Genomic DNA, 16846 nt, shown 5'->3' on the forward strand with positions numbered 1-16846 from the left:
AAATTTAAGAAAAATTTATCATTGCTTCATATTGAATCTAAAATTGATTGTCGTAAATTTATTATATAATTAAAATGGACAAAAAATCTTATCAATATGGGAATTTTAAACAATAAAGTGGCTCTTGTTACAGGAGCAGGTTCAGGAATCGGATTGGCAATTGCTCAATCTTACGCAAAAGAGGGCGCAAAAGTAATCGTATCAGATATTAACGAAGAACACGGAAATCAGGCTGTTGAAAAAATAAAATCTGAGGGTGGTGAAGCTTCTTTCGTAAAAGCAGATACCTCAAAAGCTGAAGAAGTGGAAGCTTTGATCAAATCGACTGTTGAAATCTACGGAAGATTAGATATAGCTTGTAACAATGCCGGAATCGGAGGTGAGCAGAAACTGACCGGAGAATACGGACTTGATAGCTGGAGAAAAGTTTTAAGCATAAATTTAGACGGTGTTTTCTACGGTTGCAAATATCAATTGGAACAAATGGAAAAAAACGGAGGCGGAGTAATTGTCAACATTGCTTCAATCCACGGAACGGTTGCAGCACCTCTTTCATCAGCTTACACAGCGGCAAAACATGCTGTTGTTGGTCTTACTAAAAATATCGGAGCAGAATACGGACAAAAAAATATCCGTTGCAACTCTGTTGGTCCGGCTTACATCGAAACTCCTTTGCTGGAAAGCATAAGTGGAGATATGAAAGAAGCTCTGATTGCAAAACATCCGATGGGAAGACTTGGAACAGCACAGGAAGTTGCCGAGTTGGTCTTGTTTTTAAGCTCTGACAAAGCATCCTTTATGACGGGAGGTTATTATCTTGTTGATGGTGGTTATACTGCAGTTTAAATTTATAATAAATTTATTTCAATAGAAAACGGGCTTTAGCCCGTTTTTTCGTTTTTAAATGAAAAGTTTTAGCCAAATGTAATTTGCAAAATAAAACACCTGTAATCACAGGTGTTTTAATTTATCTCTCAATTGAATTATTATCTTTTCTAAAAGCTTCAATCATCTGATCTCGTCTTTCTTTTGTGAGACTTTTTCTTTGAGGGTAAGGGTTACTTTTAAATTCTTCTTTCTTTTTAAGATATTGTTCTCTAGTTACAGGAATTCCTGTTTGTAAAGGTGCTATCTCGATCTGCTTTTTTTCAATTCCTATAGCTTTAAACGAATGAAAATTGTTTTCATCATTAAGTTCTAAGATAAGACCTGTCAATCCTTTGAATCTATATGGTCCTTCAGATATTGGAATATCTTTGGTATACCAAGCAGTATAAAGTCTTTTATTAAAAACTGTAGTAGCTTTGTTACATACATATCCAAGAATAGTTTTGACGTCATTATAATTCGTATTCCATTTTAAATAACTGTTCTCAAACGTAAAAGAATCACGATCTATATTTGCCGTAACAAAAACTTTTGAATTTTGCCTAAATACATAATAACCTATATTATATTTGGGTAGATCCCCAGTATTTATATTTGTTTGTCTGTTGTTTTGGGCATCAATTGCTGCTTGTATAAAAACATTACGTGCAGCCATATATTGCTGGCTATAAAATAGTGATGTATTAGAATTCAAATCTAATAACATCAGTTCTCTTACCCGATGACTTTGATCTAAATCTGTAGTGTCCCGAACGAAAGAATATTCATACTTAATTTGAAGTTCGGAAATTATTTTACCATCCTTTTCTTGGGAAAAAAAAGTGACAAAAGAAAATATTAAGAGAATTAAAAAATATTTGTGCATACTATTTTTTTAGGATACTCAATATTATGCTAAAATTGGGTTATAAAATGGTGCTGCACATTCTTCTTCCATTTGTGCTGCATCTACTAGAAAACAGAATGGATCATCTTCTGGAGTAACTTCTACAATTTCTACATAACCACACGAAGAAGTGAGCGTAATTGGATGATAAAAAACTTGCGTTTTAGAATCAGCTTTACTTTCAACTTTTGAAACATTTTCTTTTGTTTCTTTAATTTCCGAGTTTTTTGCACTCATCAATCCTGCAACTCCTAAAGCTGCTAAAATAACTAATTTTTTCATTGTGTAAATTTTAATTTGTTAGTAATGCAAATATATACAGTTAGAGATTAAGATAAAAATCAGTTCTGAATAAATTTCATTCAAAACTGAATAAATAAGTTAAATTTTAATTATTTTTAATAATTATCATATTAATAATCTTATGGTTTGTCATTCCGGAGGAATCTCAACAGAGTATTTAATGTAAAAATTTAGATTCCTCCGGAATGACAAATTGTGAGTAAATTTTGTTTTCGTATTGAAAAAAGGGTAATCAACAAAATGAATGTCGGTAATTAGTAATAAGTTAGTTTTTAACGGTTTGTTTGTCATTCCGAAGAAATCTCAATAGAAAATTTAATGTAAACGTTTAGATTCCTCCGGAATGACAAATTGTGAGTAAATTTTGTTTTCGTATTTAAAAAAGGGTAATCAACAAAATGAATGTCGGTAATTAGTAATAAGTTAGTTTTTAACGGTTTGTTTGTCATTCCGGAGGAATCTCAATAGAAAATTTAATGTAAAATTTTAGATTCCTCCTGAATGATAAATTGTGAGTAAATTTTGTGTTTTATTCAAAAAAGGGTAATCAACAAAATGAATGTCGGTAATTAATAAGAACTTAGTTTTTAACGGTTGTTTGTCATTCCGGAGGAATCTCAATAGAGCATTTAATGTAAAAATTTAGATTCCTCCGAATGACAAATTATGAGTAAATTTTGTTTTCGTATTTAAAAAAGGGTAATCAACGAAATGGAAGTCCGTAATTAGTAAGAACTTAGTTCTTAACGGTTGTTTGTCATTCCGGAGGAATCTCAACAGAGCATTTAATGTAAAAATTTAGGCTCCTCCTGAATGACAAATTAAGAGTAAGTTTTGAATTATTATTCAAAAAAAGGAATTGATAAACATTACTTTTCAATAACATTTCCGAATAGAAATTTCTTAAAGAAACTAAAAAAACTATATTTGTATTAAAAATTGCAATGAAGCTTTCAGATAAACTATTTACCACTCGTACTTCAAGAAAACTTTCTAAACAAGAGGTCGCAGATATGTTGGGCATGGATGTAACTACTTATGGCAGGGTAGAAGCGGGAAAGAGAAATCTCGAAATAGATAAACTGAAACTTTTACCGGAAACGTTGGGTATAAAAGCCGAAGAAATATTAGAGCTTTTAGAAATAGAGAAAGGAAACATTTTCAATATAAACGGAGATTACGCATCTAATGGTAGTGGAAACGGTTATGTAGAAAATGTATATAATGAAAATAAAGAAACCTTAACAGAAGTAAAAAGTTTATACTCTGAACTTCTCAATCAAAAAGATATGATGATCGAATTTTTAAAGCAGGAAAACGACACCTTGAAAAATGCATTAAAAAAATAATTATGCAAAATTACTTAGACCTTTTAGCACATATAAAAAATAACGGAACAGATAAAACCGACCGCACAGGAACCGGAACGAGAAGTATTTTCGGGTATCAGTTGAGGTATGACCTTTCAGAAGGTTTTCCTCTGGTGACAACTAAAAAAGTGCATTTAAAATCAATTATTTACGAATTGCTTTGGTTTTTGAAAGGCGATACCAACGTAAAATACCTGAATGATAACGGAGTAAGCATTTGGGATGAATGGGCAGATGAAAACGGTGATCTGGGTCCTGTCTACGGAGCGCAATGGAGAAGCTGGAGCGGAGCCGATAATAAAGTGGTTGACCAGATTTCTGAGGTGATCGATCAGATCAAAAAAAATCCTGATTCAAGAAGATTAATTGTTTCTGCCTGGAATGTTGCAGAAATTCCGAATATGGCTTTGGCGCCTTGTCATGCATTGTTTCAGTTTTACGTAGCAGACGGAAAATTATCGTTGCAGTTGTATCAGCGAAGTGCAGATGTTTTTTTGGGTGTTCCGTTTAATATTGCGAGTTATGCATTGTTATTGATGATGGTTGCTCAGGTTTGTGATCTTGAAGTGGGAGATTATGTACATAGTTTTGGCGATGTTCATATTTATAACAATCATTTTGAGCAGGTAGAAAGACAGCTTTCAAGAGAGCCAAAACAGCTTCCTACAATGAAGCTTAATCCCGAAATAAAAGATATTTTCAGCTTCAATTTTGAAGATTTTACCTTAGAAAACTACGATCCTCATCCGGGAATTAAAGCTCCGGTAGCAGTTTAATTTTAAGTAATAAATTCATTAACTTTGATTTAAATTCAGAAATTATGGAAATTAAAATCAGTTTAAACGAATATGCAGATGTTCCTTTTATCAAAAAATTATTGTCACAAATAAAAGATATTAAAAGTATTGAAATATCAGAAGATGACAAAACCTATTCGTGGGAAGAGATTGAGAATTCTGATGAATTTAAAAAACTAATTGAAAAAAGTCGTAATGAATTCAAAAACGGAGAATATGTAGAATATTCGGAAGAATTGATGGATTCCATTTTTAAAAAGTAATGAAAATTATATTTTCAAATACTGCGATTGAAAGCCTTAAAGAAATCATAGATTTTTTGAATGAACGTTGGACTCAAAAGGAACTTAAGTTATTCAATAAAGACTTAGAAAAATTAATTGAGTCATTTAATGATCAATTAATTTCATATCAAACTATAGATTCAGATAATCAATTAAGATTTACATTGTTGGGAAAGAAACAGGTAAAGGTATATTTTGAAGTAAAAAAGGAATGTGTAGAAATTTTATTATTTCTTCCTTCAAAAGGTAATCCTGAAAATATTCAGAAATTATTAAATAAATAATATAAAGTGAAGCCTAAAAACTTCACTTTTTTTGTAACTAATCCTCACTTTTTACAACTCATCTATAAAAAATCTGGTATGATTAAGAAGCTTTATTTTTTAGTTGCTGTTAGTATTTCAGCGGTTGCATTTTCTCAAAATAATACGAGAGAAAAGTTAAGTAATTATCTTGATTCTCTGAATGTTCATCACAAAATCATGGGAAGCTTTGCCTTTGCAGATAACAGTCAGACTTCTTTTATAAAAGTTGTAGGATTTTCGGACGTAGAAAACAAGCAGAAAGCCAATATGAATACGCAATACCGTATTGGTTCGATTTCAAAGACTTTTACGGCGGTTTTGGTGATGAAAGCCGTGGAAGAAAAAAAGCTGACTTTAACTACAAAATTATCTCAGTTTTTCCCTGAAATTGTAAATGCTGATAAGATTACAATTGAAAATCTTTTACAGCACAGAAGCGGAATTCATAATCTCACGGATGAAGAAGAATATATGCAATATTATACTCAAACCAAGACTGAGAAAGATTTAATTAATATCATTAAAAATTATAAAAGCGATTTCAATCCCGGAATTAAATTCGAGTACAGCAATTCAAATTACATTCTTTTAAGTTTTATTTTAGAAAAAATTTACAAAAAATCTTACGCTGAATTAATTAAAGATAAAATTGCAAGACCTTTAAAACTGGCTTTAACGGAAGCTGGAGGCAAAATAGATTCCGGTAAAAAGCAGGCAAAATCTTATAATTATGAAGACGGAAAATACAATTTATCTCCCGAAACCGATATGAGTATTCCGATCGGTGCAGGAAATATCATTTCAACTCCGACAGAACTCCTTAAATTTATTTTAGGTTTGGAAAACGGAAAACTGATCACAAAAGAAAGTCTGAAGCAAATGAAAAATTTCTCAGATAATTACGGATATGGTCTGGTAAAAATTCCTTTCAACGAACACTCAGGTTTCGGACATAACGGTGGAATCGATGAATTCAGATCTTTTCTTTATTATTTTCCTGATTTAAAAGTTGCGGTGGCATCAGTGACCAATCAATCAGATTATGACAACAATGAAATCGCGATTAATATGTTAAAGGTAGCTACAGGAAAAGATTTTAGTATACCAAATTTAAAATCACTTCCTGAATCCGAATTACAACAGTTTGTAGGTATATATTCTAATCCGGAAATCCCTGTTAAATTTAATATTTTCATTAAGGATAAAACATTGATGGCTCAGGCAACGGAACAAAGTGCATTTCCACTGGAATCGACCTCGAAAAATAGCTTTAAATTTGATACAGCAGGAATTGTTGTTAACTTTGAACCTTCCAAAAAACAGTTTACCATCATTCAATCTGATGTAGAAACTGTTTTCACAAAAGAATAATCTTATGAAATATTTAAAAATAAATACTGAAGAAAAAGCCGATCTGGAATTGCTTCAAAATGCAATCCTTCAACTGAAAGGTGTGAATTCTGTTGAAATCATTGATGAAGAAAATCCTGAAAGCGAACTGAAAAAAGCTTTTGCCAAAACCAAAGAACAGCTCAAAAAAGGCGATTACGAAACTTTGGTTAATGATATTTTCGAAATAATTACAAAAAATAATACAAAAAAATAAGAAGAAAATAATGAAGAAAGTCATTTTATCTATTGCAATATTAGGAGCTTTGTTTTCCGGAAATGTATCTGCACAAACTGAAACTTCGGGCAGGGAAAAAGTATACAGAGCAACATCTGCAAAAGTTACTGAGCTTAAGCATACCAAGCTAAAAGTCAGTTTCGATTATCAGAAAGAGCAGATGAACGGGGAAGAATGGTTAACAGCTTCACCCTATTTTTATGCAACAAACGAGTTGATTTTGGATGCAAAAGGAATGTTGATTCACGAAGTTGCTTTAGATAACAATAGTAAAAAATCTCCTTTAAAATATGATTACAAGAATGATGTTTTAAAAATTTCCTTAGATAAAACTTATCAGAAAAATCAGGATTATACGGTTTACATCAAATACACAGCTCGTCCGAACGAGGTAAAGCAGGAAGGAAGTGCTGCGATCAGTGATGCAAAAGGTCTTTATTTTATTAATGCACAGGGACAAGATCCCGACAAGCCAACACAAATCTGGACACAAGGCGAAACTGAATCATCGTCTGCATGGTTTCCCACAATAGATAAATCGATTCAAAAGACGACTCAGGAAATCTTTATGACCGTTCCTGATAAGTATGTTACGCTTTCAAACGGTATTCTTAAAGATTCTCAGAAAGAAGCAAACGGCTTGAGAACCGACCATTGGGTGATGGATAAAAGACATTCAACCTATCTTTTTTTCATGGGAGTCGGTGAATATGCGATTGTAAAAGATAAATGGAAAAATATTGCCGTTGATTATTATATCGAAAAAGAATATGAACCATATGCAAAGCAGATTTACGGAAACACTCCTGAAATGATCGAGTTTTTCTCTAAAAAATTGGGTTACGATTATCCGTGGGCGAAATATGCACAGATTTCTGGTAGAGATTATGTAAGTGGCGCAATGGAAAACACAACGGCAACACTTCACGGAAGTGATATTTTACAAAAACCCGGACAGTTAATCGATGAAAATAAATGGGAAGATACCATCGCTCACGAATTATTCCATCATTGGTTTGGAGATTTGGTGACTGCCGAAAGCTGGAGTAATTTAACGGTGAATGAATCTTTTGCCAACTACTCAGAATACCTTTGGAACGAATACAAGTACGGAAAAGATCAGGCAGATTACCACCAGATGAGTGATGTGAATATGTATATACACAATCCTTCAGATTTTAAAAAAGATTTGGTGAGATTTGACTATGCTTCGCGCGAAGATGTTTTCGATTTGGTAACTTATCAAAAAGGTGGTGGAATTCTTCATATGTTGAGAAATTATTTAGGTGATGAAGCATTTTTTGCCGGAATGAATGATTATTTAAAAACCTACGAATATAAAAATGCTGAAGCCCATCAACTGAGATTATCATTCGAAAAAGTTTCAGGAAAAGATCTCAACTGGTTTTTCAATCAATGGTATTTCGGAAGCGGCCATCCGAAATTGAATTATTCTTACACTTTTGAGCCAGTGAAAAAACAGGTAACTGTTGTTGTGAATCAATCCCAGGAATTGCCTTTCGAATTTCCTTTAACGATCGATGTTTTCGATAACGGGAAGCCAAAAAGACAGCAGGTTTGGGTGAATGCAGCTGCAAAAAATACATTCAGTTTTGATGTTTCAAAAAATCCGGATTTAGTGAATATCAATGCAGACGGAATATTGGTTGCTGATATTACCGAAACCAAAACTCCTGAACAGAGTCTGATGCAGTTTACAGGATCTAAAGAATTTAAAAGCAGATATAATGCTTTAAATGCTATTAAAGATCAGGTTGGCAAAAATCCTGCAGCTACGAAATTATTATCTGTAGCGTTGAAAGATCCTTATTTCAGAGTAAGACAGAAAGCTTTGGAATTAATGGATTTATCAAATGCCGAACAAATGAAAGCCTTAGGTGGAGAGGTTGAAAAATTAGCTTCCAATGATCCTAAAACTTTGGTTCAGGGGGCAGCGATTGCGGCTTTGGCAAAAACAAAAGATAAAAAATACCTTCCGGTTTTTGAGAAAGGTGTTAATGCAGTTTCAAATTCTGTAAAAGCAAATTCTGTGGCGGCAGTTTTGGCTGTAGATCCTTCAAAAGCAAATACTTTGGCAGATAAAATCGATTTGGAAGGTGCTTCTGATGAATTATTGAGCCAGATGTTGCCAATCATTGTTAAAAATAAAGTGACATCGCAAATGTCGAATATTGTTCCGTTAGTTGCTTTTTATCCTTTCCTTAAATTCCAGAACCCTGAATTGGGAAAAGCTGCGGAAGAAGGATACAACTGGATCATGACTTCCGATAATTTAAAAGCTACGGAGAGCATTACCAAAATTTTAGGACAGGCAAAAAGTCAGATGGGAGATAATCCTCAAGTGAAAATGATGATCTCGCAAATGTTAAAAGACGGTTTGGTAAAAAAGATGGAACTTCTGAAACAGAATCCTCAAAAAGCTTCAAGCATTAATCCACAGATTGATGCGATTAATAAGGCAATCGAAAATTTCAAATAAGAATAGATTAAAATAATCTACATAAATAAAATTTTAATGATAAAAACCGCTGTATTTACAGTGGTTTTGTTTTTTTAATATATTGATTAATTGCTTATTTGTGGTAATTTCGTTGTTGTATTTTTATTTATTTTAAAATAAAATTGTATATTTGATATGAAATATCATTAAAAACTAATTAAATATGAAAACAAAACTATTCTTGTTAAAAGAGAAATTACACTTTTCTTTTTTTGCAACACTGTTATTAATAACAGTTGCCAATGCTCAAATAACCACATTTCCATGGACAGAAAATTTTGAAGACAGTTCGCCAACAAGAGCAAGCTGGACTCAGATTTATGAAGTGAACAATATGTCATGGACATTTGCTACTTCTGCTTCAACAGGAAGTTCTGGCGTAACGGCTTATGACGGGACAAAATTTGCAAACTATCCCGGAACTTCACATAACTTTGATAAAACAAAACTCGTAAGCCCGGTTTTGAATTTATCTGGAGTGACAAGTCCAACGGTTAGTTTTTACTATATCAATCCTTTTTGGAGTCCTGATCAAAACTGGTTAAGAGTTTTTTTCAGAATTTCGGCTACAGATCCATGGGTGCAGATTGCTGAGTTCCATTCAAATATAACAACTTGGACGTCTACCGGAAACATGGGTATCCCTCCAAACACGTATCAGATTGCCATAGAATGCGAGACAGATTATGGGTACTCTACATTAGTAGATGCAGTGGTTGTTACAGGAAGTAATTTAAGTGTCAATGACGCTGAAAAAGTATCAAAATCATCGATTAAGTATTATCCCAATCCTGCAAATGATGTATTAAATTTTGAGAGTAAAGAAAAGATTTCTGAAATTTCTGTTTATAATAATGTAGGACAAAGAATGATGGATTATAAGGTTGATTCAGATAAAGGTCAGATCAATGTTTCTGCCTTATTGAGAGGAACATACATGATCCGTGCTAAAACCGATTCGGGAATTAATACATTTAAAATGATTAAAAAATAATTATTAAATATTTTAAGATTACCAGAGCTACAGCATCTCTTTTTAGAGGTGCTTTTTTATGTTTATATTTTAATAATTCCTCAAAAATTTAGACGATAATGAAGTTTTTTTTGCATTATCTTTTATAAATTCGTTTTAAAATTAAACAATTATGAGTTTTGGAATTGAGGCAGCAAGTTACTATGTGCCATCTTTGTATTTGGAAATTAAAGACTTAGCAGAAAAAAGAGGAATCGAACCTGCAAAATTGGAGAAAGGTTTGGGCTTGCATAAAATGGGTTTTCCGGACGTTCATGAAGATGCTGCTACCTTCGCCGCAGAAGCTTTGTTGAAATTAATCAAAGATTACCAGATCAGTCCAAAAGAGATTTCAAGAATATATTTAGGAACAGAAAGCGCAATCGATGCCGCAAAACCTACCGCTTCCTACGCAATGCAGATGGTAGAAAAAGTTTTAGAAGCAGAGTTTGGTGAAAGATGTTTTAAAAACTGTGATGTTGTTGATCTGACTTTTGCCTGTATCGGTGCAGTCGATGCACTTCACAATTCATTAGATTTTGTAAGAGTAAATCCAGATAAAAAAGCTGTTGTCATTGCAAGTGATTACGCAAAATACGAGTTGGCTTCTTCAGGCGAATATACACAGGGTGGAGGAGCGGTTTCTCTTTTGGTTTCTGCAAAGCCTGATCTTGTGGAAATCGACAACGATTGGGGAGTTGCAACTGAAAGTGTTTTTGATTTCTTCAAACCAAGAAGACATTTCAAGAAAGAAGATTTAACAAATGCTCCCGAAAATTTTCCCGATAAAATTGAAATTTTCACTGACGAACCTGTTTTTGACGGACAATATTCCAATCAATGTTATCAGGATAGAATCCGGGAAGCGTATGAACACTATAAAGAAGTCTCTGGAAAAGAAAAGCCTTATGAAAGCTGGAAATATTTAATCTTTCATCTTCCGTATGCATTTCATGGGAAGAGGGTTTTTACGGAAATCTATAGCTTAGAAAACGGTTTGGATTATTCAACTTCAGAGGAACAAAAAGCGGTTGCAAAATCTGAAGATTATCTGAAATTTATTAATGATAAAATTGAAAAAACGCAACGGGCATCTTCAGAAATCGGAAATATGTACACGGCTTCAATTTTTATGGCATTACTTTCTGCGTTAGAGGTTTCATTTAATGAAAATGAAGAATTAGCAGGAAAAGAAATTGGGTTTTTAGGGTATGGAAGCGGTTCAAAATCAAAAGTTTTTGCCGGGAAAGTTTCTGAAAACTGGAAAGCGGTTGTTTCAAAATGGTATTTATTTGAAAAGCTGAATGATCGTTTAGCTATAGATTTTGATACCTACGAAAAACTTCACCGAAAACAATTGGAACATTCTGTAAAATCAGATTATTCTGGCTTTGGATTACAATCTGTAGAATTGGAAAATCCCGTTTTATTGGGAGCGAGATACTACGGTTATAAAGATTAAAAACTAAAAGAGCATCTCATTGAGGTGCTTCTTTTTTTATTTAGTCTAATTGATCTCTATTGCTTAAAATGAGTAAAAACACTATGATGACAATAAATAAAAAAGACAAATTCAAAATCAAATTTCCTTTTTTAGTCATTTTAATTCCGAACAAAAACTCAATTATTTTTTCTGGAGGAACCATTGTGTAATAGATTAATAAGTAATAATCTTATTCTGATAACTCTTTGGTGTCACGCCAACCAATTGTTTAAAAACCCGTGTGAAATAATTCGTGTCAGAAAATCCTGTCAGAAAAGCAGTTTCCTTGATGCTGTTGTTTAGTGCTAAAAGCTCTTTGGCTCTGTTGATGCGTTCCTGTAAGATAAAATCATTGGGCGAGGTTCCCAATTCATCTTTAAACATTTTAAAGAAATTAGATTTGCTTACATACGCCAGTTTCGCAATACTGTCAATGGAAAGTTTCTGATGAAGATTCTTTTTGATATAATCTACCACAAAACCGATTCTCGATTTATTTTTAGCTAAATTTTTCTCTACCATACTTCTTGCCTGTGTTTGCATGAGTCTTATTAAAAGTTCTTTTAAAGCGAAATCAGCCATGATGTCTTTTTGGGAATTATCATCCATAGCGATTCTCATAATATTGTTTGTAGCCGAAGCTAGTGATTTGTTGTTAAAGAGGAAATATTCGTCAAGTTGAAGATTCCATGTTGAGGTTTCGTCTACTTTTGCAAAATTGTAATTGAGGTGATTAAGAGAGTTTTCAATAAATTCAGGACTTAAACTTAAAGAAATGCATTGTGAAGGAGTTTCATCAGCTTCCGGAAAATCAATCACCATCGTTTCACCCGGAGCGACTAAAACGCTTTCACCGGGTAAATAATCAAAATAATTGGTTTTATTTTCCAGTTTCATGTGTTTTCTGCCCCGAAGCATTGCGGTGAATGCAATGTTTTCAAAATGCAGTTTTACGTCAAAAGCAGCCTGATGTGTTTCGTAGATGCTGAATTCACAATTGTTTAGATTGAATTTTGTCTGGTTTTCAACTATATGCAAAAGCTGATTTTCCTTCTTCAGTTCAGGAGTATTTAATAAAACCTTGTTATTATTCATTTCTAAACATTTTTTGTTGCCACTTCTTTCAAATATAGAAATTAAATGGCGAAAATTTTGTTAATGAAACCATAAAATCATCCTTCTGCACGATTTTGCAGTTTTTTTGTAGGATTTTGCTATCTGATTGTCTGAGCTAAGTGTAATTTGGTTGAAGATAAAAATCAAACAAACAATAATATGAGTACAGCAACAGAACAACAATCAGGTACCACTTTACAGTGGCCTGAGTTCAAAACCCAGTATGATAATTTCATTAACGGTCAGTTTACTGCACCTGTAAACGGAAACTATTTTGATGTTATTTCTCCGGTTGACGGAAGAGTTTTTACAAAAGCGGCACATTCATCGAAAGAAGATTTGGAATTGGCTGTTAATGCAGCGGATAAAGCATTCCAGACCTGGAAAAATACTTCATCTACTGAAAGAAGTATTATTTTAAATAAAATCGCCGACAGAATCGAGCAGAATCTCGAATATCTTGCAATTGTAGAAACGATCGATAATGGTAAGGCGGTAAGAGAAACTTTGGCTGCAGATTTGCCTTTAGCGGTTGATCATTTCAGGTATTTTGCTTCAGTAATCAGAGCAGATGAAGGTTCTCACAACGAATTGGATAAAGATACGGTTTCATTGATCGTTCACGAGCCACTTGGTGTAATCGCTCAAATCATCCCTTGGAATTTCCCAATTCTTATGGCGGTTTGGAAACTAGCTCCGGCTTTGGCAGCAGGAAACTGTGTGGTTTTGAAACCGGCAGAAAGTACACCGATTTCTATTTTAGTTTTAATGGAAATTATTCAGGATCTTCTTCCTGCGGGAGTTGTAAATATTGTTAACGGTTTCGGAGCTGAACTTGGTAGAGCTTTGGTGACAAATCCAAAAGTGAATAAAGCTGCTTTTACAGGTTCTACGGTAACGGGTCGTTTGGTCATGCAGTATGCAACAGAAAATATCATTCCAGTGACTTTAGAATTAGGAGGAAAATCTCCGAATGTTTTCTTTAGTTCTGTAATGGATGCAGATGATGCATTTTTAGACAAAGCAATTGAAGGAGCTGTTTTATTTGCCTTAAATCAGGGTGAAATCTGTACCTGTCCGTCAAGATTATTGGTGCAGGAAGATATTGCAGATGCATTTATTGCAAAAGTAATTGAAAGGGTAAAAGCCATCAAGGTAGGAAATCCTTTAGATAAAACAGTGATGATGGGAGCTCAGGCTTCAAAAATTCAGAAAGATAAAATCCTTTCTTATATCAAATTGGGCAAAGAAGAGGGTGCTGAAGTTTTGGTAGGTGGAGATGTAAATCATGTTGGAGAAGGTTTAGATGAAGGATATTACATTCAGCCAACCATTTTCAAAGGAAATAACAGAATGAGAATTTTCCAGGAAGAAATTTTCGGGCCTGTTTTGGCTTTTACAACATTTAAAGATGAAGAAGAAGGTATAAAAATCGCCAACGATACCATCTACGGACTTGGAGCCGGAGTTTGGACGAGAGATGCGCACCAGTTATACAATGTTCCACGTCAGATTCAGGCGGGTAGAGTTTGGGTAAATCAATATCACTCGTATCCTGCAGGAGCACCTTTTGGAGGCTACAAACAGTCGGGTATAGGTAGAGAAAATCACAAAATGATGTTGGATCATTACCGTCAGACGAAAAATATGTTGATCTCGTACAACAAAAATAAACTTGGTTTCTTTTAATTATTAAATATTTAGGGCGTGTCCGTTTGCCTCATCTGCAATGAGGCAAGACGGTCAGGCTATCCAGGGCTTCACTTCGTTTCGGTGCTCCGTTTCACTCCGCACCGGCTCGTTCCTCGCCGCCCTTCCTATCCTTCACGCAAATACTCACGATTTACTTATCGGTTTTTCCGGATGAGAAAATTTCATATTATCAAAAATCAATTTAATAATTAAGTGAAAATATCGAGCCCTGACAAGGCTTTCAAATTAAGTCAAATAAAAATAAAATATGATCCCAAAAACCATGAAAGCCGCTGTAGTACAAGGATACGGACAGCCTCTTAAAATTCAGGAAGTTCCTGTAAAAGTACCTGGAAGATATGAAGTCCTGGTAAAAGTCATCGCCTGTGGTGTTTGTCATACAGACTTACACGCTGTTGATGGTGATTGGCCTGCAAAACCAAAAATGCCACTGATTCCCGGACACGAAGGTGTAGGAATTGTAGTCGCTTGCGGTCCGGAAGCTTATGTGAAAGAAGGTGATGCAGTCGGAGTTCCTTGGTTGTACAGTGCTTGCGGATGCTGTGATTATTGCATCACAGGCTGGGAGACATTGTGTCATACTCAGCAAAATGGTGGTTACAGTGTTGATGGAGCTTTCGCAGAATATGTGATTGCAGATTCAAGATATGTAGGACATTTAAAATCGAATGTTAACTTTTTAGAAATTGCACCGATTTTGTGCGCGGGAGTTACCGTTTACAAAGGATTAAAAGAAACTGAAACAAAACCGGGGGAATGGGTTGCCATTTCAGGAATTGGTGGATTGGGACACGTAGCTGTACAATATGCTAAAGCAATGGGAATGCACGTTGCAGCAATTGATGTTTCAGATGACAAATTAGAATTGGCTAAAAAGCTTGGAGCAGACCTCGTGGTCAATGCAAAAAACACAGATCCTGGAGAATATTTACATAAAGAAGTCGGCGGAATGCATGGTGCATTGATTACGGCGGTTTCTCCCATAGCTTTTAAACAGGGAATTGATGTTTTAAGAAGAAAAGGAACGATCGCATTAAACGGTCTTCCTCCCGGATCATTCGAGTTGCCGATTTTTGAAACGGTTTTGAAAAGAATTACGGTAAGAGGTTCAATCGTAGGAACAAGAAAAGATCTTCAGGAAGCACTTGATTTTGCAAATGAAGGATTGGTAAAAGCTACGGTAACAGCAGCAAAACTGGAAGACATTAATGATGTTTTCGATAAAATGAAAGCTGGGCAAATCGATGGTAGAATTGTTCTCGACATCGCCGGAAGTGCAAACTAAATTATATTGAGTTTTATGGGTTCGGCGAAATTTATTTCGCCGAACTTTTTTAACTTTACTAAAGGAAGTTATTGCAAGAAGCAAAGTAATTCAGCGTCTTTGTTATTCCGCAGGAATCTAAGCGCAATTATTAAAATGCATTATAATCTTGGCTTAGATACAAAGATGCTGTTAAAGATTAATATGTATTTTATCAACGTAAAAATGAATAATCCTACACAAAACAAAGAAAATGGAAACCAAAATATCAAGACTCTCAGTCACAGAAAAAGCCCTCGAACTCATTTGGGAACTTGAAAGAAAACATGGAGAACTGATGTTTTACCAGGCCGGAGGATGCTGTGAAGGAACTCAGCCCCAATGTTTTGAAAAGGGCGGATATTTCCCAAGAATGAATGACGCCATGATCGGAACCATCAACGGACATGAATTCTGGATCGACCGTGATCTGTTTGAATATTGGAAGTATTCTCATTTTACCTTAGATGTTTTGGATGGTTTTGGTCCGGGAGGTTTTTCGTTGGAGACTCCATTAGGGAAGACATTTAAAGTACATTATAAACTTTTCACAACAGATGAATTAAATAATCTGGAAGATGTAAAACGAAGTGAGTAATTTTTATTGATAGCTTTTAAACCGATTGTTTTTCTGAACGATAAAATTTAATTCTCTTTCAAAATCATATTTATCTCTTTTTAAACACCTTTTCAAACCTGAATAATGAATCATGGTTAAAATAATTGGTAAAGCAATGATGAAATAATTATTGGTTTCTTTAATAAGTTGTATAGCAATAATTGAGCTTATCAGAGATACAAAAAGTAGGGCTGTTAGATGTGTGAAAAATGGTACGAATTCTACACTAATCAAAGTTTTATTATTCTCTTCCGAAATATTTCCTTTTATAACGCAATGAAGAACATTGAAATCAAAGAAATGTAATCTTCTTTTAACTGTAAAATTATCTTTATTGATGATTCCCCGATATTCAAACCTTGTAGGAATTCCGTGATCAGGAACAATTGAGATAAATGTTGTATTTGTTTTATATGTTACTTTTTTCAGGCTTTCAACCAACTCAGATTTATCCATCTCAATATTGAAATTTAAATGATCGTATAATCCAATATTTTTGTAAAAAGAAGTCATAACGTTATCATTTAATTAAATCGGGTAAAAAAGCGGCAAGTTTTCTCTCATTGGTTTTAAAAACTTCAATGGGTTTTGATGTTGAATATTAGTGCAATTTGCGCAA

The 16846-nt window shown here is 34.0% G+C and carries 17 protein-coding genes; 13 read left to right on the forward strand and 4 right to left on the reverse strand.

Annotated features, from left to right (window positions below; all coding sequences use genetic code 11):
• The first annotated feature begins 96 nt into the window (after positions 1 to 96).
• Positions 97 to 846, forward strand: a complete 750-nt coding sequence (locus AC4FQ5_RS00740) for an SDR family NAD(P)-dependent oxidoreductase (protein ID WP_491140586.1) — start codon at positions 97 to 99, stop codon at positions 844 to 846.
• Positions 847 to 967: 121 nt separating this feature from the next.
• Here AC4FQ5_RS00740 and AC4FQ5_RS00745 read toward each other — a convergent pair whose 3' ends face one another.
• Both AC4FQ5_RS00745 and AC4FQ5_RS00750 read right to left on the reverse strand, forming a co-directional pair.
• Positions 968 to 1753, reverse strand: a complete 786-nt coding sequence (locus tag AC4FQ5_RS00745; RefSeq protein ID WP_491140587.1) for a GLPGLI family protein — start codon at positions 1751 to 1753, stop codon at positions 968 to 970.
• A 24-nt stretch (positions 1754 to 1777) separates the two neighbouring features.
• The gene (locus AC4FQ5_RS00750) at positions 1778 to 2056 is read right to left on the reverse strand and encodes a hypothetical protein (protein ID WP_491140588.1); all 279 of its coding nucleotides are present in this window, start codon (positions 2054 to 2056) and stop codon (positions 1778 to 1780) included.
• Positions 2057 to 3021: 965 nt separating this feature from the next.
• Between AC4FQ5_RS00750 and AC4FQ5_RS00755 the strand changes: the two genes are divergently transcribed.
• From AC4FQ5_RS00755 to AC4FQ5_RS00795, 9 genes are all read left to right on the forward strand, one after another.
• Positions 3022 to 3426 (forward strand): helix-turn-helix domain-containing protein, encoded by a 405-nt coding sequence (locus tag AC4FQ5_RS00755; RefSeq protein WP_491140589.1) that lies wholly within the window; start codon positions 3022 to 3024, stop codon positions 3424 to 3426.
• Positions 3427 to 3428: 2 nt separating this feature from the next.
• Positions 3429 to 4223 (forward strand): thymidylate synthase, encoded by a 795-nt coding sequence (locus AC4FQ5_RS00760; protein ID WP_491140590.1) that lies wholly within the window; start codon positions 3429 to 3431, stop codon positions 4221 to 4223.
• A 44-nt stretch (positions 4224 to 4267) separates the two neighbouring features.
• Positions 4268 to 4507, forward strand: a complete 240-nt coding sequence (locus AC4FQ5_RS00765) for a hypothetical protein (protein ID WP_491140591.1) — start codon at positions 4268 to 4270, stop codon at positions 4505 to 4507.
• The gene (locus AC4FQ5_RS00770; protein WP_491140592.1) at positions 4507 to 4812 is read left to right on the forward strand and encodes a hypothetical protein; all 306 of its coding nucleotides are present in this window, start codon (positions 4507 to 4509) and stop codon (positions 4810 to 4812) included. The genes AC4FQ5_RS00765 and AC4FQ5_RS00770 overlap by 1 nt, the downstream gene beginning before the upstream one ends.
• A 78-nt stretch (positions 4813 to 4890) precedes the next feature.
• Positions 4891 to 6204 carry a serine hydrolase domain-containing protein gene (locus AC4FQ5_RS00775; RefSeq protein ID WP_491140593.1) on the forward strand — a complete coding sequence of 438 codons (1314 nt, stop codon included), beginning with the start codon at positions 4891 to 4893 and terminating at the stop codon, positions 6202 to 6204.
• A 4-nt stretch (positions 6205 to 6208) separates the two neighbouring features.
• Complete coding sequence (locus tag AC4FQ5_RS00780; RefSeq protein ID WP_491140594.1) at positions 6209 to 6439, forward strand: hypothetical protein; 231 nt, start codon at positions 6209 to 6211, stop codon at positions 6437 to 6439.
• A gap of 10 nt (positions 6440 to 6449) precedes the next feature.
• Positions 6450 to 8960 (forward strand): M1 family metallopeptidase, encoded by a 2511-nt coding sequence (locus tag AC4FQ5_RS00785; protein WP_491140595.1) that lies wholly within the window; start codon positions 6450 to 6452, stop codon positions 8958 to 8960.
• A gap of 184 nt (positions 8961 to 9144) precedes the next feature.
• Positions 9145 to 9975 carry a T9SS type A sorting domain-containing protein gene (locus AC4FQ5_RS00790; protein WP_491140596.1) on the forward strand — a complete coding sequence of 277 codons (831 nt, stop codon included), beginning with the start codon at positions 9145 to 9147 and terminating at the stop codon, positions 9973 to 9975.
• 151 nt (positions 9976 to 10126) lie between these two features.
• On the forward strand, positions 10127 to 11455 hold the full coding sequence (locus tag AC4FQ5_RS00795; protein ID WP_491140597.1) for a hydroxymethylglutaryl-CoA synthase family protein: 1329 nt from the start codon (positions 10127 to 10129) through the stop codon (positions 11453 to 11455).
• Positions 11456 to 11650: 195 nt separating this feature from the next.
• On the opposite strand, the gene AC4FQ5_RS00800 is transcribed toward AC4FQ5_RS00795, so the two are convergent.
• Positions 11651 to 12571 carry a helix-turn-helix domain-containing protein gene (locus tag AC4FQ5_RS00800; RefSeq protein ID WP_491140598.1) on the reverse strand — a complete coding sequence of 307 codons (921 nt, stop codon included), beginning with the start codon at positions 12569 to 12571 and terminating at the stop codon, positions 11651 to 11653.
• 180 nt (positions 12572 to 12751) lie between these two features.
• Here AC4FQ5_RS00800 and AC4FQ5_RS00805 point away from each other — a divergent pair, with 180 nt between their 5' ends.
• The 3 genes from AC4FQ5_RS00805 to AC4FQ5_RS00815 all read left to right on the forward strand — a co-directional run bounded on the left by AC4FQ5_RS00805 (position 12752) and on the right by AC4FQ5_RS00815 (position 16206).
• Positions 12752 to 14281 carry an aldehyde dehydrogenase family protein gene (locus AC4FQ5_RS00805; RefSeq protein ID WP_491140599.1) on the forward strand — a complete coding sequence of 510 codons (1530 nt, stop codon included), beginning with the start codon at positions 12752 to 12754 and terminating at the stop codon, positions 14279 to 14281.
• Positions 14282 to 14552: 271 nt separating this feature from the next.
• Positions 14553 to 15590, forward strand: a complete 1038-nt coding sequence (gene adhP, locus AC4FQ5_RS00810; protein ID WP_491140600.1) for an alcohol dehydrogenase AdhP — start codon at positions 14553 to 14555, stop codon at positions 15588 to 15590.
• A gap of 232 nt (positions 15591 to 15822) precedes the next feature.
• Positions 15823 to 16206: a DUF779 domain-containing protein gene (locus AC4FQ5_RS00815; protein WP_491140601.1), complete on the forward strand. Its 384-nt coding sequence runs from the start codon at positions 15823 to 15825 to the stop codon at positions 16204 to 16206.
• Positions 16207 to 16209: 3 nt separating this feature from the next.
• On the opposite strand, the gene AC4FQ5_RS00820 is transcribed toward AC4FQ5_RS00815, so the two are convergent.
• Positions 16210 to 16740, reverse strand: coding sequence for a hypothetical protein (locus AC4FQ5_RS00820; protein ID WP_491140602.1), 531 nt, complete (start codon positions 16738 to 16740; stop codon positions 16210 to 16212).
• Between the last annotated feature and the right edge of the window lie 106 nt (positions 16741 to 16846).

This window comes from Chryseobacterium sp. DT-167, assembly GCF_058310155.1.

Bases quoted from the DNA above. Each gene is read 5' to 3' on its own strand.
- AC4FQ5_RS00760 (WP_491140590.1), top strand. From the start codon at position 3,429: ATGCAAAATTACTTAGACCTTTTAGCACATATAAAAAATAACGGAACA.
- AC4FQ5_RS00775 (WP_491140593.1), top strand. From the start codon at position 4,891: ATGATTAAGAAGCTTTATTTTTTAGTTGCTGTTAGTATTTCAGCGGTT.
- AC4FQ5_RS00815 (WP_491140601.1), top strand. From the start codon at position 15,823: ATGGAAACCAAAATATCAAGACTCTCAGTCACAGAAAAAGCCCTCGAA.
- AC4FQ5_RS00785 (WP_491140595.1), top strand. From the start codon at position 6,450: ATGAAGAAAGTCATTTTATCTATTGCAATATTAGGAGCTTTGTTTTCC.
- AC4FQ5_RS00765 (WP_491140591.1), top strand. From the start codon at position 4,268: ATGGAAATTAAAATCAGTTTAAACGAATATGCAGATGTTCCTTTTATC.
- AC4FQ5_RS00800 (WP_491140598.1), bottom strand. From the start codon at position 12,571: ATGAATAATAACAAGGTTTTATTAAATACTCCTGAACTGAAGAAGGAA.
- AC4FQ5_RS00790 (WP_491140596.1), top strand. From the start codon at position 9,145: ATGAAAACAAAACTATTCTTGTTAAAAGAGAAATTACACTTTTCTTTT.
- AC4FQ5_RS00750 (WP_491140588.1), bottom strand. From the start codon at position 2,056: ATGAAAAAATTAGTTATTTTAGCAGCTTTAGGAGTTGCAGGATTGATG.
- AC4FQ5_RS00780 (WP_491140594.1), top strand. From the start codon at position 6,209: ATGAAATATTTAAAAATAAATACTGAAGAAAAAGCCGATCTGGAATTG.
- adhP (WP_491140600.1), top strand. From the start codon at position 14,553: ATGATCCCAAAAACCATGAAAGCCGCTGTAGTACAAGGATACGGACAG.
- AC4FQ5_RS00820 (WP_491140602.1), bottom strand. From the start codon at position 16,740: ATGACTTCTTTTTACAAAAATATTGGATTATACGATCATTTAAATTTC.
- AC4FQ5_RS00795 (WP_491140597.1), top strand. From the start codon at position 10,127: ATGAGTTTTGGAATTGAGGCAGCAAGTTACTATGTGCCATCTTTGTAT.
- AC4FQ5_RS00745 (WP_491140587.1), bottom strand. From the start codon at position 1,753: ATGCACAAATATTTTTTAATTCTCTTAATATTTTCTTTTGTCACTTTT.
- AC4FQ5_RS00755 (WP_491140589.1), top strand. From the start codon at position 3,022: ATGAAGCTTTCAGATAAACTATTTACCACTCGTACTTCAAGAAAACTT.
- AC4FQ5_RS00740 (WP_491140586.1), top strand. From the start codon at position 97: ATGGGAATTTTAAACAATAAAGTGGCTCTTGTTACAGGAGCAGGTTCA.
- AC4FQ5_RS00805 (WP_491140599.1), top strand. From the start codon at position 12,752: ATGAGTACAGCAACAGAACAACAATCAGGTACCACTTTACAGTGGCCT.
- AC4FQ5_RS00770 (WP_491140592.1), top strand. From the start codon at position 4,507: ATGAAAATTATATTTTCAAATACTGCGATTGAAAGCCTTAAAGAAATC.